The sequence below is a fragment of the Mycobacterium sp. NGS59 genome (genome assembly GCF_059812345.1).
Window position 1 is genome coordinate 139,348 of the sequence record NZ_JCALCN010000008.1, and the last position, 14,855, is coordinate 154,202.

At 62.7% G+C, this 14,855-nt stretch carries 12 protein-coding genes, 1 tRNA gene and 1 pseudogene; 8 read left to right on the forward strand and 6 right to left on the reverse strand.

Annotated elements, in window-relative coordinates; translation table 11 throughout:
• Positions 1–35: 35 nt before the first annotated feature.
• Positions 36–254: pseudogene (locus tag AC5Y46_RS11995) on the forward strand (transposase); the annotation flags it as partial.
• A 260-nt stretch (positions 255–514) separates the two neighbouring features.
• On the opposite strand, the gene AC5Y46_RS12000 reads toward AC5Y46_RS11995, so the two are convergent.
• Together AC5Y46_RS12000 and AC5Y46_RS12005 are read right to left on the reverse strand one after the other, a co-directional pair.
• The gene (locus AC5Y46_RS12000; protein WP_499991197.1) at positions 515–2,719 is read right to left on the reverse strand and encodes a hypothetical protein; all 2,205 of its coding nucleotides are present in this window, start codon (positions 2,717–2,719) and stop codon (positions 515–517) included.
• A 173-nt stretch (positions 2,720–2,892) separates the two neighbouring features.
• The gene (locus AC5Y46_RS12005) at positions 2,893–4,260 is read right to left on the reverse strand and encodes an esterase/lipase family protein (RefSeq protein ID WP_499991199.1); all 1,368 of its coding nucleotides are present in this window, start codon (positions 4,258–4,260) and stop codon (positions 2,893–2,895) included.
• 419 nt (positions 4,261–4,679) lie between these two features.
• Here AC5Y46_RS12005 and AC5Y46_RS12010 point away from each other — a divergent pair, with 419 nt between their 5' ends.
• Positions 4,680–5,393: a tyrosine-type recombinase/integrase gene (locus AC5Y46_RS12010; protein WP_499991200.1), complete on the forward strand. Its 714-nt coding sequence runs from the start codon at positions 4,680–4,682 to the stop codon at positions 5,391–5,393.
• Between the two features lie 15 nt (positions 5,394–5,408).
• On the opposite strand, the gene AC5Y46_RS12015 is transcribed toward AC5Y46_RS12010, so the two are convergent.
• Positions 5,409–5,492, reverse strand: a tRNA-Tyr gene (locus tag AC5Y46_RS12015).
• 67 nt (positions 5,493–5,559) lie between these two features.
• On the opposite strand from AC5Y46_RS12015, the gene AC5Y46_RS12020 reads away from it, so the two are divergent.
• From AC5Y46_RS12020 to AC5Y46_RS12030, 3 genes are read left to right on the forward strand one after another with little or no spacing between them, the layout of a single operon-like run.
• Positions 5,560–6,051: a YajQ family cyclic di-GMP-binding protein gene (locus tag AC5Y46_RS12020; protein ID WP_499991202.1), complete on the forward strand. Its 492-nt coding sequence runs from the start codon at positions 5,560–5,562 to the stop codon at positions 6,049–6,051.
• Positions 6,052–6,100: 49 nt separating this feature from the next.
• Entirely contained in the window at positions 6,101–7,603 is a 1,503-nt protein-coding gene (locus tag AC5Y46_RS12025) for a flavin-containing monooxygenase (RefSeq protein WP_499991205.1), read from the forward strand.
• A gap of 60 nt (positions 7,604–7,663) precedes the next feature.
• Entirely contained in the window at positions 7,664–8,689 is a 1,026-nt protein-coding gene (locus AC5Y46_RS12030; protein WP_499944311.1) for an NAD(P)H-dependent glycerol-3-phosphate dehydrogenase, read from the forward strand.
• A 267-nt stretch (positions 8,690–8,956) separates the two neighbouring features.
• On the opposite strand, the gene htpX is transcribed toward AC5Y46_RS12030, so the two are convergent.
• Entirely contained in the window at positions 8,957–9,820 is an 864-nt protein-coding gene (htpX, locus tag AC5Y46_RS12035; RefSeq protein WP_499944309.1) for a zinc metalloprotease HtpX, read from the reverse strand.
• Positions 9,821–10,155: 335 nt separating this feature from the next.
• Entirely contained in the window at positions 10,156–11,163 is a 1,008-nt protein-coding gene (gene grcC1, locus AC5Y46_RS12040) for a nonaprenyl/(2E,6E)-farnesyl/geranylgeranyl diphosphat synthase (RefSeq protein ID WP_499991207.1), read from the reverse strand.
• A gap of 21 nt (positions 11,164–11,184) precedes the next feature.
• On the opposite strand from grcC1, the gene menJ reads away from it, so the two are divergent.
• The 3 genes from menJ to AC5Y46_RS12055 all read left to right on the forward strand — a co-directional run bounded on the left by menJ (position 11,185) and on the right by AC5Y46_RS12055 (position 13,599).
• Positions 11,185–12,414, forward strand: a complete 1,230-nt coding sequence (gene menJ, locus AC5Y46_RS12045) for a menaquinone reductase MenJ (RefSeq protein ID WP_499991209.1) — start codon at positions 11,185–11,187, stop codon at positions 12,412–12,414.
• A gap of 126 nt (positions 12,415–12,540) precedes the next feature.
• Positions 12,541–13,230: a class I SAM-dependent methyltransferase gene (locus tag AC5Y46_RS12050; protein WP_499991212.1), complete on the forward strand. Its 690-nt coding sequence runs from the start codon at positions 12,541–12,543 to the stop codon at positions 13,228–13,230.
• 33 nt (positions 13,231–13,263) lie between these two features.
• Positions 13,264–13,599, forward strand: coding sequence for a DUF732 domain-containing protein (locus tag AC5Y46_RS12055; protein WP_499944305.1), 336 nt, complete (start codon positions 13,264–13,266; stop codon positions 13,597–13,599).
• Here AC5Y46_RS12055 and AC5Y46_RS12060 read toward each other — a convergent pair.
• Entirely contained in the window at positions 13,596–14,840 is a 1,245-nt protein-coding gene (locus AC5Y46_RS12060) for a TetR/AcrR family transcriptional regulator (RefSeq protein ID WP_499991213.1), read from the reverse strand. The two genes, AC5Y46_RS12055 and AC5Y46_RS12060, sit on opposite strands and share 4 nt — an antisense overlap.
• Between the last annotated feature and the right edge of the window lie 15 nt (positions 14,841–14,855).

Below are 14,855 nucleotides of genomic sequence, written 5' to 3' on the forward strand. Positions count from 1 at the left end.
CAGCGGTTGACCCTGCCCCCGAGGGCCGGTTAAAGGAGCGCCTCAATAAGGAGATCCGCCGCCGGACCGACGTCGTGGGCATCTTCCCCGACCGAGGCGCTCTGATCCGCCTCGTCGGGGCCGTGCTGGCCGAACAACACGACGAATGGGCCGAGTCCCGGCGCTACCTGGGCCTGGACGTCCTGAGCAAATCACGCACCGTCGGCGAGACCCAGACAGACAAGGAGGACACCCCCGCGGCACTGACCGCCTGAACCACTACGACGAAGAATCACACGACGACGTCGTACACCACGTCCCTGGACTTGACCATTTACAGTCTGCCCTTCTTCGCGTTTGTACGGTTTAACTGCGTTGGAAACCGCGCAAAGTCGCAGCTGAAGGGGCTTAGTCGTAATGGTTTCGGGAAGTCGACTTGAAGCTCCTGCGGGCGATCTGCGGGCGCAGAAGGGTCGCTGTGCCAAACCGCGCTCGTCTCCGGATCCCCTGGGACGGAGGTCTGAGATAGCACGGCCTATTCGCCGATGTCTGCCGCGACTAGACGCACCCGCCGAGACAGGTGCCCCGATCTTAGTGCCTTCGCCTTCGCGCGGAGCCGCGAGTCAGTGACCCCGCGACCGGCGACAGCTTGCAAGACCGTCAATGGAATCAGTACTCCGTCCTCATCGAGCAACTCACCCAATCGGTCGGCGGCGGTAGGCAAATCCCGCTCTCTGATATGAACGAGGCCTGACAGCACGTCAATCGCGTGGACCTTGACCTCCGGAAACACGTCATAGCTCAGTTGCAGCGCAACGGTCAGCAGCCAATCGAATGGTTTGTTGCGCAAAAATGCCCGGAGACTCCGCGCTGCCTCGATTCGGTTGAACCAATCATCAGCGGTTGCCAAAGTCCAAACATAGTTGAAGACGGTAGGGCCATCGATAACTTCGTAGACCGCAGCGAAGCGCATCGCAGCAGGAAAAATCACACCGCTTCGGTCGTCGAATACCGCGAATGGGTCCGCTCCTGTGACCACTTTAAGCAACGCATCGCGGTGGTTTGCGAGCGCTTGAGCATCAATATCGACCTTTTCGACCGCCAAGAGGTCAAAGCTCCGCCGTTTCGCCGTTTGTGGCACGTTCGGATCTGAAAGGAGCCCGAGCAGAGGCTCCCACAATTCCTGTCTATCTGTTTCCAGAGCGAGGACAGTCATGATTTCGGCGGGATCGGGGACGCTTTTGCCATACCTATTTGGCGCATCAGATCGTATCCGTGCGACTCCTTGCTGACTTAATTCTGAGGCGCGGTCGACAATCACCTCAGGAATCGCTTGACCATGCCTTATGTACCGGTTGATCAACTCTGCGCACTCAGCCAGCGAGTGCGCTTTGGCGGGATCTAAATCCAGTTTCGCGTCAGGCGGAAGGTCTCTGTCGAAAGTTCGAGCTGAGATGCTATTGGCGAACTCTTTAGTGTGCAGAACTTCGCGCCAAGCGGCCCGAATTGTGTCTGGAACCGAATCCCAGTCGATTCCACGAATTACGCTTGCAAACGCTCTGTCCCACAACTCGTCCGAGACTCTCTCAGCAGTCACCGACTGCAACAAATAATCGGCCACTCTCCCAACCGAACCCACGGCCTCACCAACCGCAAGGGCTGAAGCGCTTGCGGTCTCGTACCGTTTCGAGTCGATCTGCCAACGGCCCGGCGGGTCCACGGGGCCACCGCCATCGATGACGGCGAAAATGAGATCCAGGATTTCAGCAGCCTCAGGCTCTCCGAGGAGGTCCGCCGCCGCCGCCAATACCACCAATTCAACCGAGCGGATCGCGTGAACTCGTCGTCGATTCGTCAAAATCCTGCGGGCATCATCTACAACTCCTAAGAGCGGCCCACTTGATTCGACATGTGCGATCAGTTGTCTCAGCTCGGATTCGGCTGCAGCTTGCCGCAGCAGACGAAGTGAATTCCCCAAGTTCACGTCTACGAGGAACGGGAATCCTTGAATTGACCGCATCATCGCGACCTGCTTACGGATATACGTGACACCTGCATGGCCGTATAACTCGTATGCGAGCATTTCGAAATATAGATCTGGATCTCGGCCACCCATCACAGTGCGGGCAGTTCGATTGAATAATTGGCTAAACTGATTTTCAATAACCCGGTAGTACTCCGACAGTTCGTCGCCCCTCACGCGGGAAAAACGGCTCGACTCGGCCTTGAACAGTTGGTCGCGCCTAGAAGGTATGGATCCGATACCGTTCGGGTCGAAGATGTCGAGTCCCGCGGTGCTCCATGCAGCCCGCTTTAGTGCCTCGACCATACGCGCGACCACCTCTGAGGTTGTCATTGGCGTCACGCCGTTTAGCTGAAAATTCCCAAAAGATGCGGGGTCTATCTGGTCGAGAAGCGCCGCAGCATCGACCGAAGAGCTGACCGCCGACTCGCCCGCGTCGAATTGTCGAAGTGCAAGCTGTTGCAATAAGGCTGCGCGGCATAAATCGGCCTCTTGCTCACCCTCCTGAAGACCCTCTAGCGCACTCCCAATGAGCTTCTCGCACATCGTAAAATCATCTGCCGTTCCCGCTAGCACGCATGCAAGGAGTGTCAACGCAGTCCTCCGAGCCGGGTCACCATCGGCGGGATACGTCAGCAGATATTCGTATATATCTACCGACTGATCGGTTGATCTGTCGTTAAAAGTGTCGTAGATCAACTTCACGCCCTCGTCCACGGCTGGATCGTCCGAGGACACGCCCATTCGGCGTTCGATTGAGTCCCAGGAAGGACTCCTTTCCATGACAAACAGTGCCAAGTCAGACTCCGGTCGGTACCCAGGGGCCGATCCGAAGTTGGGATGGGGTGCGACCTCGAACGGACTTAGGACTGCGGCGATCCATGCCAAATTCATTGCCTCCGCCCTTCTGCGTATCCGTCATCATCAGATTCCAGCTGTAATCTATCTTCGATGTGAGCGACGAGGACGGCCATATATTTTCGGAATCTTCGGTAGAGTTCCGCGCCGTCTTCGACAGCATCGACAAAAATGCTATGCGGATTCGACCTAGCACTGCTCGGATCCAAGCTATCCATCACGGCGCGCTTGGCATTACTCAAGTCATTGCCAATCGTCACTATTCGTACTTCTGAATTTCCACCTTCATATACACGACGGGCTTCGTCGACTAACTGCCACGTTTCGCGGTTTCGACCAATAACGTTAGAAGCATCGGACACACACATCAGCAAGTCGGGCGCGGCTGGCCCAGGGCTTATATCCAACCGATCAACGACTTGGATGTTTTGACTCGAAGAATCTCGGATTGCTTCACGGTAAATCGTCCACCAATCATGAGCATCAAACTCCCGTAGCAGTTCGGTAACTAGGCGGTCTTCGTCGCCTGCGCCTCCGGGAAACCTCGGTGCAACGATACGTCGGCTTTCTGTCGCCTTACGTAAAGTTTCTCGTATGCTTTCGCGATTCCTTGATGCCTCTTCGATGATCTGTTGTGCCCAAATGACTTGCGGTGATGTCGCGTTTTCGGGCTTCACAAGGCCGGGATGATCTTGCACGAAGCTCTGGCATTGCGTGTCTAACACTCCTATGGTCGCGCTTGCTTTTGTAATAAACCGGTCGAAGTCACCGTACCCACTATAAAGGATCGCCTGATATGGACGGGTTCCGAAATAAGCGATGTTGCGGGTCTCCACGCTGTTGAACATAAAGTCACGAATCGCCCTTTGATGAGGTGAATGCCTTCTGAGAAATCCGACCTCGGTAAAAATTAGCCAAAATGCGCGGGACGACCATCGCGACCCGTCCAGGGGCGATCCAAACATTATTATGCCGGCGATGGGCTTTAGAGCCTCTATCTGACGATCATGAGTGTCAAGATATCGCCTGAGCGCGATCTGCGAAATCAGGCCGCCCATGCTATGAGCAATTAGATAGACATGGGTGTACCGTCTTCCCAAAATTGCCAGATGCTCAGCCAACGATTCTGTGACTTGTGTGATACTTGGTCGCACCTTGAACCTGCGTCGATGGCCGCTGTTGTAATCGAATACTGCCACATCGCAGGCGCGGGAAAACGTTTGTTCGAATAAATACTTGGGGAACTTGCCCCAAGTCTTGTACCCAGCGCCCATCAGACCGTGCACAAAGACGACCGCGACGTCGACATCGTTAGCGGACGGGGGGTGCGTGTGCAAGTTCATCGCGCTCGATTCGAAATCAAACGAATCGAAGTGGATCTGTTGTCGCTCGTTAATCACAGGATGTACCACACGACTCGTTGAGCTTCCACCGCACCGATAACCGCTCGATGAGGCCACCAACCCGCTGCAACAAATCCACCCCAGATTGCTAGTACGCCATCGGCTGAACTTGGAACGATAGCGCGAGTTCGTCCGGCTGTCGTTTGCGCCGCCCCGAACTCAACCTGCGTGGCTAGTCATCCAGGACGACCTACAGATCGCGATAGTTCCTCAAGGTCGCATACTGTCGCGGGGTCCGTGTCGCCGGGTTTGGGGTGCGACGTACCGGATGCGCATATCTTGGCGTGCGCTCCATGTCGTACCCATCTGCCGTTCGCGGAACCTAAGCTCGGCGAACACCCCAACCTTCGCGCCCTCCTGAAACGCGGAGACGGCTCGGTCGACAGTGTCCACAGGCCCACCAGCTTGTCGGCGCGGTGCTCAAGTTCGCCGTCAAGGCCAAGCATCTACCGACCAACGTGGCCGACGGCATCGAGCTGCCCCGGCTGCCGGAAGTCGACCAGCGCTACCTTACGAATGAGCAGCTCTACCGCGTGGCGGTGGCGTCGGGGCGTCTGCGGGCCCTGGTGCTGGTGCTGGGCTACTGCGGTCTTCGTTTTGGTAAGTCCGCCGCCCTTCGGGTTGCCGATGTCGACGTGTCGGCCCGCCGGATACGGGTGCGCCGGTCCATTACGTACGTGCGCAAGACCGGACTGGTCGAGGGTCCGACGAAGAACCACACCGCGCGCACCGTGCCGGTGCCCGCATTCATGGCCCAGTTACTGGCGACCGAAATCGCCGACCGCGCCGACGGGGCGCTGGTATTCGAGTCGGCGCGCGGCGGGCACCTGACGCTCGGTCAGGCCCGCTACACCTTCCAGAAGGCGGCAGCAGCCGTGGACGGTAGCGTGGGGGTCCGGTTGCACGATCTGCGGCACACCTGGGCGTCGCTGGAGATCAGTGCCGGAGCAAACTTGAAGGTGGTGCAGAAGTTGCTGGGCCACAAGTCGGCGGTGCTGACGCTGGACCGCTACGGGCACCTGTTCCCCAAGACCTCGACGCGGTGGCAGCCTCTTTCGACGTGGCCGCTGAGACTGCTGGAGGCGACCTGCGGGCGATCACAAATCTCCGGGCCGTTGCGTCAGACGTAAACCCCTCTGACCTGGTGGTGGCAGGTACAGGATTCGAACCTGTGAAGCTTTCGCGACGGATTTACAGTCCGCTCCCATTGGCCGCTCGGGCAACCTGCCGCCTAGCAGGGTACAACGACCGGGTAGACAGTTCACAAACGGCTAGCCCCGAAGGAGGACCCACCGAATGGCCGACTCATCGTTCGACATCGTCAGCAAGGTCGACCGACAAGAGGTCGACAACGCGCTCAACCAGGCCGCCAAGGAACTGTCCACGCGCTTCGATTTCCGCGGCACGGACACCAAGATCGCCTGGAAAGGCGAAGAGGGCATCGAACTGACCTCGTCGACCGAGGAGCGGGTCAAGGCCGCCGTCGACGTGTTCAAGGAGAAGCTGATCCGCCGCGACATCTCGATGAAGGCCTTCGAAGCGGGCGAGCCGCAGGCTTCGGGCAAGACGTACAAGGTCACCGGCACCCTCAAGCAGGGCATCAGCAGCGAGAACGCCAAGAAGATCACCAAGCTCATCCGCGACGAGGGGCCCAAGACCGTCAAGACCCAGATCCAGGGCGACGAGGTGCGCGTCACCAGCAAGAAACGCGACGACCTGCAGGCCGTCATCTCGATGCTCAAACAAGCCGACCTGGACGTCGCGCTGCAATTCGTGAACTACCGATAGAACCCACGGTCCCTGGCCCGACCAACCGGTGGGTGCCTACTCTGGTGAAGTGACCGTTCAAGAAGCCGACCACGCCCCCGCCGAGACGGCCCAAGTCGACGTCCTGATCGTCGGCGCCGGCATCTCCGGCATCGGAGCCGCCTACCGGATCACCCAGCGCAACCCCGCAGTGACCTACACGATCCTGGAACGGCGCGAACGCATCGGCGGCACCTGGGATTTGTTCAGATATCCCGGAGTCCGTTCGGACAGCAGCATTTTCACGCTCAGCTTTCCGTTCGAACCGTGGACGCGCGAGGAAGGTGTCGCCGACGGCGACCATATCCGCCAGTACCTGGTCGACACCGCCCGCAAGCACGGCATCGACTCCCACATCCAGTTCAACAGCTACGTGCGCAGTGCGGACTGGGATTCGGGGACCGACACCTGGACCGTCACCTTCGAACAGGACGGAGTCACCAGGCAATGCCGAAGCCGGTTCCTGTTCTTCGGCAGCGGCTACTACGACTACGACCGGGGCTACACACCCGACATTCCCGGCCTCGAAGACTTCGCCGGCACCGTCGTACATCCCCAGCACTGGCCGGAAGACCTCGACTACGCCGGCAAGCAGGTGGTGGTGATCGGCAGTGGAGCCACCGCCGTAACCCTCATCCCCTCAATGGCCGAACGCGCCGCCAAGGTGACCATGCTGCAGCGCTCACCGACCTACATCGTCTCGGCATCCAGGTACAGCAGGTTGGCGCGAGTCAGCCGTAAAATGATGCCGCGCAAGGCATCCCATATGGTCGTCCGCTTCTATAACGCTCTCACGGAAGGGCTGATCTGGTTCCTCTCGCGCAAGACACCGGCATTCATCAAATGGTCGCTGCGCCGTAAGGCCATTCAGAACCTGCCCGAGGGTTACGACGTCGACATCCACTTCAAGCCCCGCTACAACCCGTGGGATCAGCGGATGTGCCTGATACCGGAAGGCGATCTGTTCAACGCCATCAGCGAGGGCCGGGCCGAAGTGGTCACCGACATCATCGACCATGTTGACGCCACCGGCATCGCGCTGAGATCCGGCAAGCACCTCGACGCCGACATCATCGTCACCGCCACCGGCCTGCAGTTGCAGGCGCTCGGTGGCGTCACGCTGCGCATGGACGGCGTACCGATCGACCCCACCGACCGTTTCGTCTACAAGGCGCACATGCTCGAAGACGTGCCCAATCTGTTCTGGTGCGTCGGCTACACGAACGCATCCTGGACCCTGCGGGCCGACATGACCGCGCGCGCGACGGCGAAACTGCTGGAGTACATGTCCGTCCACGGCTACACGCACGCCAGCCCGCATCTGGGCGACCAACCGATGGCCGAGAAGCCGGCCTGGGACATCCAGGCCAACTATGTACGACGGGCCCTGCACGCGCTGCCCAAGTCGGGCACCAAGCGGCCGTGGAACGTGCGGCAGAACTACTTCGCCGACGCCATCGATTACCGGTTCGACCGGATCGAGGAAGCGATGGCCTTCGGCCGCGCGGATGACCGGGCCGCGCTGGCCGGTTAGAACGACGCGCGGTCGGTGAACCGCTGTCAAATGCCGGGTGACCGCAATAGGGTGAAGTCCATGGCAGCCCAGAAACGCGAACCCAAAGTCGTTGTCCTCGGTGGCGGTTCCTGGGGTACCACCGTCGCATCCATCTGCGCGCGCCGCGGACCGACGCTGCAGTGGGTGCGTTCCGAGGACACCGCCAAGGACATCAACGACAACCACCGCAACACCCGCTATCTCGGGGACGCGGTCGAGCTATGCGAAAACCTGCGCGCCACCACCGATTTCGCCGAGGCCGCGCACAGCGCCGACGTCATCGTGATGGGCGTTCCCTCGCACGGGTTCCGAGACGTGCTCACCGAACTGGGCAAAGAGCTGCGGCCGTGGGTGCCGGTGGTGTCCCTGGTCAAAGGTCTCGAGCAGGGCACCAACATGCGGATGTCGCAGATCATCGAGGACATCCTGCCCGGGCACCCCGCGGGCATCCTGGCCGGGCCGAACATCGCCCGCGAGGTCGCCGAGGGCTACGCCGCGGCCGCGGTGCTGGCCATGCCCGACCAGCACCTGGCAACGCGATTGTCCGGGCTGTTCCGCACCCGCCTCTTCCGCGTCTACACCACCGACGACGTGATCGGCGTCGAGATGGCCGGCGCGCTCAAGAACGTGTTCGCGATCGCGGTCGGCATGGGTTACTCGCTGGGGATCGGCGAGAACACCCGCGCTCTGGTGATCGCACGCTCGTTGCGCGAGATGACCAAGCTGGGCGTGGCGATGGGCGGCAACACCGAGACCTTCCCCGGTCTGGCGGGTCTCGGCGACCTGATCGTCACCTGTACCAGCCAGCGCAGCCGCAACCGTCACGTCGGCGAACAGCTGGGCGCGGGCAAGCCCATCGACGAGATCATCGCCTCGATGAACCAGGTCGCCGAGGGCGTCAAAGCCGCCAGCGTGATCATGGAATTCGCCAACGAGTTCGGGCTGAACATGCCGATCGCCCGCGAGGTCGACGCCGTCATCAACCACGGCTCCACCGTCGAACAGGCCTACAAGGGTTTGGCCGCCGAGGTGCCCGGACACGAGGTCCACGGCTCAGGCTTCTAGCGTTCTCAATCCGGGCGTCGCAAATGAAGTTTGTGTTCGCTATAGCGCGCCCGGTTGCCGCCTTTGGTGCCCAGCAATACCGTCAGGAATTGGCTGCCAGGCGGCTCAGCTCAGCACACCGTCGTTCTTGGTCAGGCGGATTCGCTTGTGCGTCAACATGTTACGTCTTCGGTGATATTTGATCCGGGGCCGGCTGGTGTCGATGGCCGGCAGCGAGGCGAGGTACCCGAAGTCGCCGTCTGAGCGCCGACGGTCCCGCTTGGCGGATCAGCCGCGCGCCATCGCCTCCAGTCGACGGATACGGTCTTCGATCGGCGGATGCGTCGAAAACAGCGACCCGATGCGCTCACCCGCGCGGAACGGGTTGGCGATCATCAGGTGCGCCTGGTTCGCCAGCTGCGGCTCCGGCGGCAACGGCGCCATCTGCACCCCACCGGAGATCTTGCGCAGCGCCGAGGCCAGCGCCAGCGGGTCACCGGTCAGCACCGCACCTGATTCGTCGGCCTGGTACTCGCGCGAACGCGACACCGCCAGCCGCACGACCGTCGCCGCGATCGGCCCCAGCAGCGAAACCAGCAGCAATGCAAAGGGATTCGTGCCGCCTTCCCGGTTCCCGCCGAATGCACCGAACCACATGGCCATGTTCGCCAGGGCGGTGATCACCGAGGCCAGCGCGCCGGCCACACAGGAGATGAGGATGTCTCGGTTGTAGACGTGCGAGAGCTCGTGACCCAGCACGGCGCGCAGCTCACGCTCGTTGAGGATGCGCAGGATGCCGGTGGTGCAGCAGACCGCGGCGTTGCGCGGGTTGCGCCCGGTGGCGAACGCGTTGGGTGCGCTGGTGTCGCTGATGAACAGTCGCGGCATCGGCTGGCGAGCCGCGGTGGCCAGCTCGCGCACGATGCGGTACATCGTGGGTTCCTGCCATTCGGAGACCTGCTGCGCATGCATAGCCCGCAACGCCAGCTTGTCGCTGTTGAAGTATGTGTAGACGTTGATGCCCACGGCGAACAGCGTCGCCAGAATCAGCGCCGTCCGGCCGAACTGCGCCCCGACGAACACGATGATCGCGGACATGCCCACCAACAACAGGAACGTCTTCAGCCTGTTGGCATGCGGATGCCAAGTCATTGCTGTGTCCTCCTACGAACACTTCGGCTTTGTCTGATTACAGCCGATCAACGCCCGACGGGACAGTCAAGGTTCCGGCTCATCGGATTTAGCCGTGGCGACTGACTGTGTAGTCCACCAGGACTTGCCGCGCCCGGCCCCTCGGGCAGCAGACTCAGGTGGGGCGTTGAGTGTGCATCCTTGGCGTTGATTGTGAAATGACGGCTTTCGGGGTGAACCCACGGCGGGAAAATCGACGGGATCCCACCCAGGCTTCACGCTCAACGCCCAGGCTTCACGCTGAACACCCAGGCTTCACGCTCAATGCCCAGGCTGCACGCTGAATGCCGTAGCGGCTAGCCGTGGCGGCTGACGGTGTAGTCCACCAGGGCTTGCAGCGCCCCGCGGCCCGGCCCCTCGGGCAGCAAACTCAGCTCGTGATGCGCCTGAGCTGCGTACTGGGCGAGAGTTTCCTTCGCCTTGGCCATGCCCGAGGACGCCCGCAACAGCGTCAGCGCCTCGGATACATCCGCGTCGTCGTGTATGGGACCGGCCAGCAACTCGCGCAGTCGTGCGCCTTCGGGATCGGTCTCCTGCAAGGCGTAGAGCATCGGCAGCGTGCGCACGCCTTCTCGCAGATCGGTGCCCGGCAGCTTTCCCGACTCGTCGGATTCGCTGTCGATGTCGATGATGTCGTCGGCGATCTGAAACGCCGTGCCGACGATCGCGCCGAGCCGGCTCAACCGCTCCACCTGCTCATCGTCGGCGCCGGAGAACATTCCGCCGAACCGACCCGCAGCACCGATCAAGCTGCCGGTCTTCTCGTGGACCACCTTCAGGTATTGCTCGATGCGGTCCGCGCCCTCGGGCGCGCCGCGGGTCTCGCGCATCTGGCCGGTGACGAGCTCGGCGAACGTCTCGGCGACGATGCGGACCGCTTCCGGGCCCAGCCGCGACACCAACCGCGACGAGGTGGCCAGCAAATAGTCGCCGGCCAGGATCGCCACGTTGTTACCCCAGCGCGCGTTGGCACTCGGCGCACCGCGGCGTACCTCGGCCTCGTCCATGACGTCGTCGTGATACAGCGTCGCAAGATGAATGAGCTCGACGATCGCACCGGTTAAGGTGACCTCGGGACTGGCCGGGCGCGGCCCGGTGTGCGCGGCCAACACCGTGAACAACGGACGAAAACGTTTGCCACCGGCCTTGAACAGGTGCAACAACGACTCGGTGAGCACCTCGTCGGAACCGCGCAACTCGGCATCCATGAGCTCCTCGACCCGGGCGACACCGTCGCGCACGGTCGCGGCGAAATCGGCGTCGCCTAGGTCAACGCCCGCCACCACGGTCGCCGGAGTTCTCATTCGACCAACATACTGGTGGACGTGAACACCAGAGTCTCCCAGGCCGACGTGGTGGTCGTGGGCGCCGGACCGGCCGGATCGGCGGCGGCGGCCTGGGCCGCGCGAGCGGGCCGCGACGTGCTCGTCATCGATTCGGCCAGCTTTCCGCGCGACAAAGCCTGCGGCGACGGGCTGACGCCGCGCGCCGTCGAGGAGATGCAACGACTGGGCCTGGGCGACTGGCTGGCCGGCCGTATCGCGCACCGCGGTCTGCGGATGAGCGGGTTCGGCGGTGAGGTGGAGATCGAGTGGCCGGCGCCGTCGTTTCCGTCCTACAGCAGCGCGGTGGCCCGTCTGGAGCTCGACGACCGGATCCGCAAGGTCGCCGAGGAGTCCGGGGCGCGCATGTTGCTGGGATCCAAAGCCGTTGCGGTGCATCATGATTCGTCTCGACGGGTGACGTCGCTGACGTTGGCCGACCACACCGAGGTGTCCTGCCGGCAACTGATTGTCGCCGACGGGGCACGATCCACGCTGGGCCGCAAACTGGGCCGGCGGTGGCACCAGGAGACGGTGTACGGTGTCGCCGCCCGCGGTTATCTCGCCACCGAACGCGCCGACGACCCGTGGCTGACGTCGCATCTGGAACTGCGCTCCCCCGACGGTGCGGTGCTGCCGGGCTACGGCTGGATTTTTCCGTTGGGCAACGGCGAGGTGAACATCGGTGTGGGAGCGCTGTCGACGACCAAGCGGCCCGCGGATCTGGCCTTGCGGCCGCTGATCTCTTATTACACCGATCTGCGCCGTGACGAGTGGGGCTTCGAGGGTCCGCCGCGGGCGGTGGCCTCGGCATTGCTGCCGATGGGCGGCGCGGTGTCGGGGGTGGCTGGGCCGAACTGGATGCTGATCGGCGACGCGGCGGCGTGCGTCAATCCGCTCAACGGCGAGGGCATCGACTACGGACTGGAGACCGGGCGGTTGGCCGCCGAGGTGCTGGACACCGACGATCTCTCGCGGTTGTGGCCGGCGTTGCTGACCGACCACTACGCCCGCGGATTCTCGGTGGCCCGCAGGCTGGCGTTGTTGTTGACGTTTCAGCGGTTCCTGCCGGCGACGGGCCCGATCGCGATGCGCTCCACGACGTTGATGCGCATCGCCGTGCGGGTGATGGCGAACCTGGTCACCGACGAAGACGCCGACTGGGTTGCCCGGCTGTGGCGCAGCGGCGGGCGGTCTTCCCGGCTGATCGACCGGCGGCCGCCGTTCACCTGAGTGTGCCGAGCAGACGCAAAAGCCCCCAAAATCGTTTCGATTTGGGGGCTTTTGCGTCTGCTCGCGCCAAGGACGGGACATATCAGGCTGGTTGACATATATCAGGTGTGTTGATATACTGGAAGCATGACTTCAGATGTGGAATTCGAGTTCGAGTCGGCATACCGCGGCGACGGCGGTCCGTTCGGCGACGGCGTCCGGCCCCCGTGGAGCCTCGGCGTACCGCAGCCCGAGTTGGCCGCCCTGATCGAGCAGGGCAAGTTCAGAGGCGACGTCCTTGACGCCGGTTGCGGCGAGGGCGCCATTTCGCTGGCGCTGGCCGAGCGCGGGCACACCACAGTCGGTTTGGACTCCTCGCCCACAGCCATCCAACTGGCCCGGCAGGAAGCCGAGAAGCGGGGTGTGACCAATTCCACCTTCGCCGTCGCCGACATCACTGATTTCGATGCCTATCCTTCGGGCTCGGCCGGCCGTTTCCAGACCATCGTGGACAGCACGTTGTTCCACTCCATGCCCGTCGAGCTGCGCGAGGGCTACCAGCGCGCGATCGTCCGTGCCGCCGCACCCGGCGCCTCGTACTTCGTCCTGGTCTTCGACCGGGCCGCGATATCCGGAGAAGGTCCGGTCAACGCCGTCACCGAGGACGAATTGCGCGAGGTGGTCTCCAAGTACTGGGTGATCGACGAGATCCGGCCGGCCCGCATCCACGCCCAGGTCCCTTCCGACATCGCCGAGATGCCCGGCTTCCAGGCGCGCGACGAGGGCGACGGTCGCAAGTCGGTCGGTGCGTGGTTGCTGTCCGCCCATCTGGGCTGATAGCAGCCACCGGCCAGGTGTATAGTCAGTCTAATGAAGGTGACTAAGCTGGCTACTTTCGCCGCCTTTGCGGTCGCCGCTGTCGGGTTTGCGGCGCCCGCGCAGGCCGACGATTACGACGCGCCTTTCAACGCTCAGCTGCACACATACGGCATCTACGGCCCGCAGGACTACAACGCCTGGCTCGCCAAGATCAGCTGTCAACGTATTGAGCGGGGCGTGGACGGCGACGCCTACAAGTCGGCGACCTTCTTGCAGCGCAATCTGCCGTTGAGGACCACGCAGGGTCAGGCGTTCCAGTTCCTCGGCGCCGCGATCGACCACTACTGCCCGGAAAACGTCGGTTTCCTGCAGCGGGCGGGCAGCTAACTCCCCATCGCGTCCAGCAGGGTCGTGCGCAGCAGATGGCACACCACCCTGCGGGCACCGGCGGTGTTCTCGTACCGCATCAGCCGGCCCAGGTCGACGACCAGACTGAACGCCGCATGCACGGCGAATCGTGCTTCGCCGGTAGTGATCTCGGGTCTGGCCAGCGATACCTGACGCGCCCACGCCTCGACGGTCGCGTGCTGAATGCTGCGCAGCGCGGTCCGCTCGTCGGCCGGCACGTTGTTGCGTTCCGCGTAGTAGACGTAAGCCAGCTCGGGACGGGCAAAGGAACGGCGCACATAGGCATCGACCAGTCCGGCGACCGCGTCCGCCGGGCCGGCCGCCGCGGCCAGTATCTCGGACACATCGCCGGACACCCGGTCGGCCGCACGCCGGTAGATGGTCGCCAGTATCGATCCCTTGCCACTGAAGAAGCGGTACAGGCTCGTGGTGGGCAGGTTCGCCGCGGCCGCGATGTCGTCCATGCCGGTCTCGCGATACCCCCGTTCGTTGAACAGCGTGATCGCGGCCTGCAGGATCTGTTCGTAGTCACCGACGTCGATGCCCGGCGCGGGCTTCGCCGCCGGAGCGGTGCCGGGTTCCTCGTCGGGCAGGTCGGTGTCGCGCACGGCACGCACGATCCGCGTCAACGTGCTGCGGATCTGCGTCTCGGGCAGTTGCGCGCGGTGATCGGTGATGCTGCCGATGACGCTCAACACCGCCGAGGACAGCGTCCAGCGCTGACGCGAACCCACGTGCGGCCGCAATCGGGACAACGGCTTGTGTAACCGCCGGTTGACCAGCTTGATCTGCGCGTTGAGCACCGCTTGGTCCTCGGCTGCCAGATAACGTCCTTCCCAGCGGTACAGACCGCCACTGGCCCGATTCTTCAGCGTCGTGGTGATGAGCTCTGCCACAACGCGATCCCACGTCTGCTCGGCGTCCACATCGTCGCCGTCCCAGTCGTCGACGAAAGCCGTACACACCACCAACTGCTCGCCCAGATTCAGCACAGCCTCACGGAAGAGGTCGTACTTGCGGGCATAGTGCCGATAGAGCGACGCCGCCGTCACCCCGACGCGCGCCGCGATGAGCTCCATGCTCACGCCGTGGTAGCCCAGTTCGCTGAACGCCTCGGCCGAAGCTTGGGCGATTTGCTCTTTGCGGTCCTTGGGACGGCGTCGTCGCTCGGCGGGCGAGTCGGACCCCGAATTGGGTTCCGACATAGACGAAGTCGCCATAGCCGTACTCTATCG

Bases quoted from the DNA above. Each gene is read 5' to 3' on its own strand.
- AC5Y46_RS12020 (WP_499991202.1), top strand. From the start codon at position 5,560: ATGGCCGACTCATCGTTCGACATCGTCAGCAAGGTCGACCGACAAGAG.
- AC5Y46_RS12030 (WP_499944311.1), top strand. From the start codon at position 7,664: ATGGCAGCCCAGAAACGCGAACCCAAAGTCGTTGTCCTCGGTGGCGGT.
- htpX (WP_499944309.1), bottom strand. From the start codon at position 9,820: ATGACTTGGCATCCGCATGCCAACAGGCTGAAGACGTTCCTGTTGTTG.
- grcC1 (WP_499991207.1), bottom strand. From the start codon at position 11,163: ATGAGAACTCCGGCGACCGTGGTGGCGGGCGTTGACCTAGGCGACGCC.
- AC5Y46_RS12050 (WP_499991212.1), top strand. From the start codon at position 12,541: ATGACTTCAGATGTGGAATTCGAGTTCGAGTCGGCATACCGCGGCGAC.
- AC5Y46_RS12055 (WP_499944305.1), top strand. From the start codon at position 13,264: ATGAAGGTGACTAAGCTGGCTACTTTCGCCGCCTTTGCGGTCGCCGCT.
- AC5Y46_RS12060 (WP_499991213.1), bottom strand. From the start codon at position 14,840: ATGGCGACTTCGTCTATGTCGGAACCCAATTCGGGGTCCGACTCGCCC.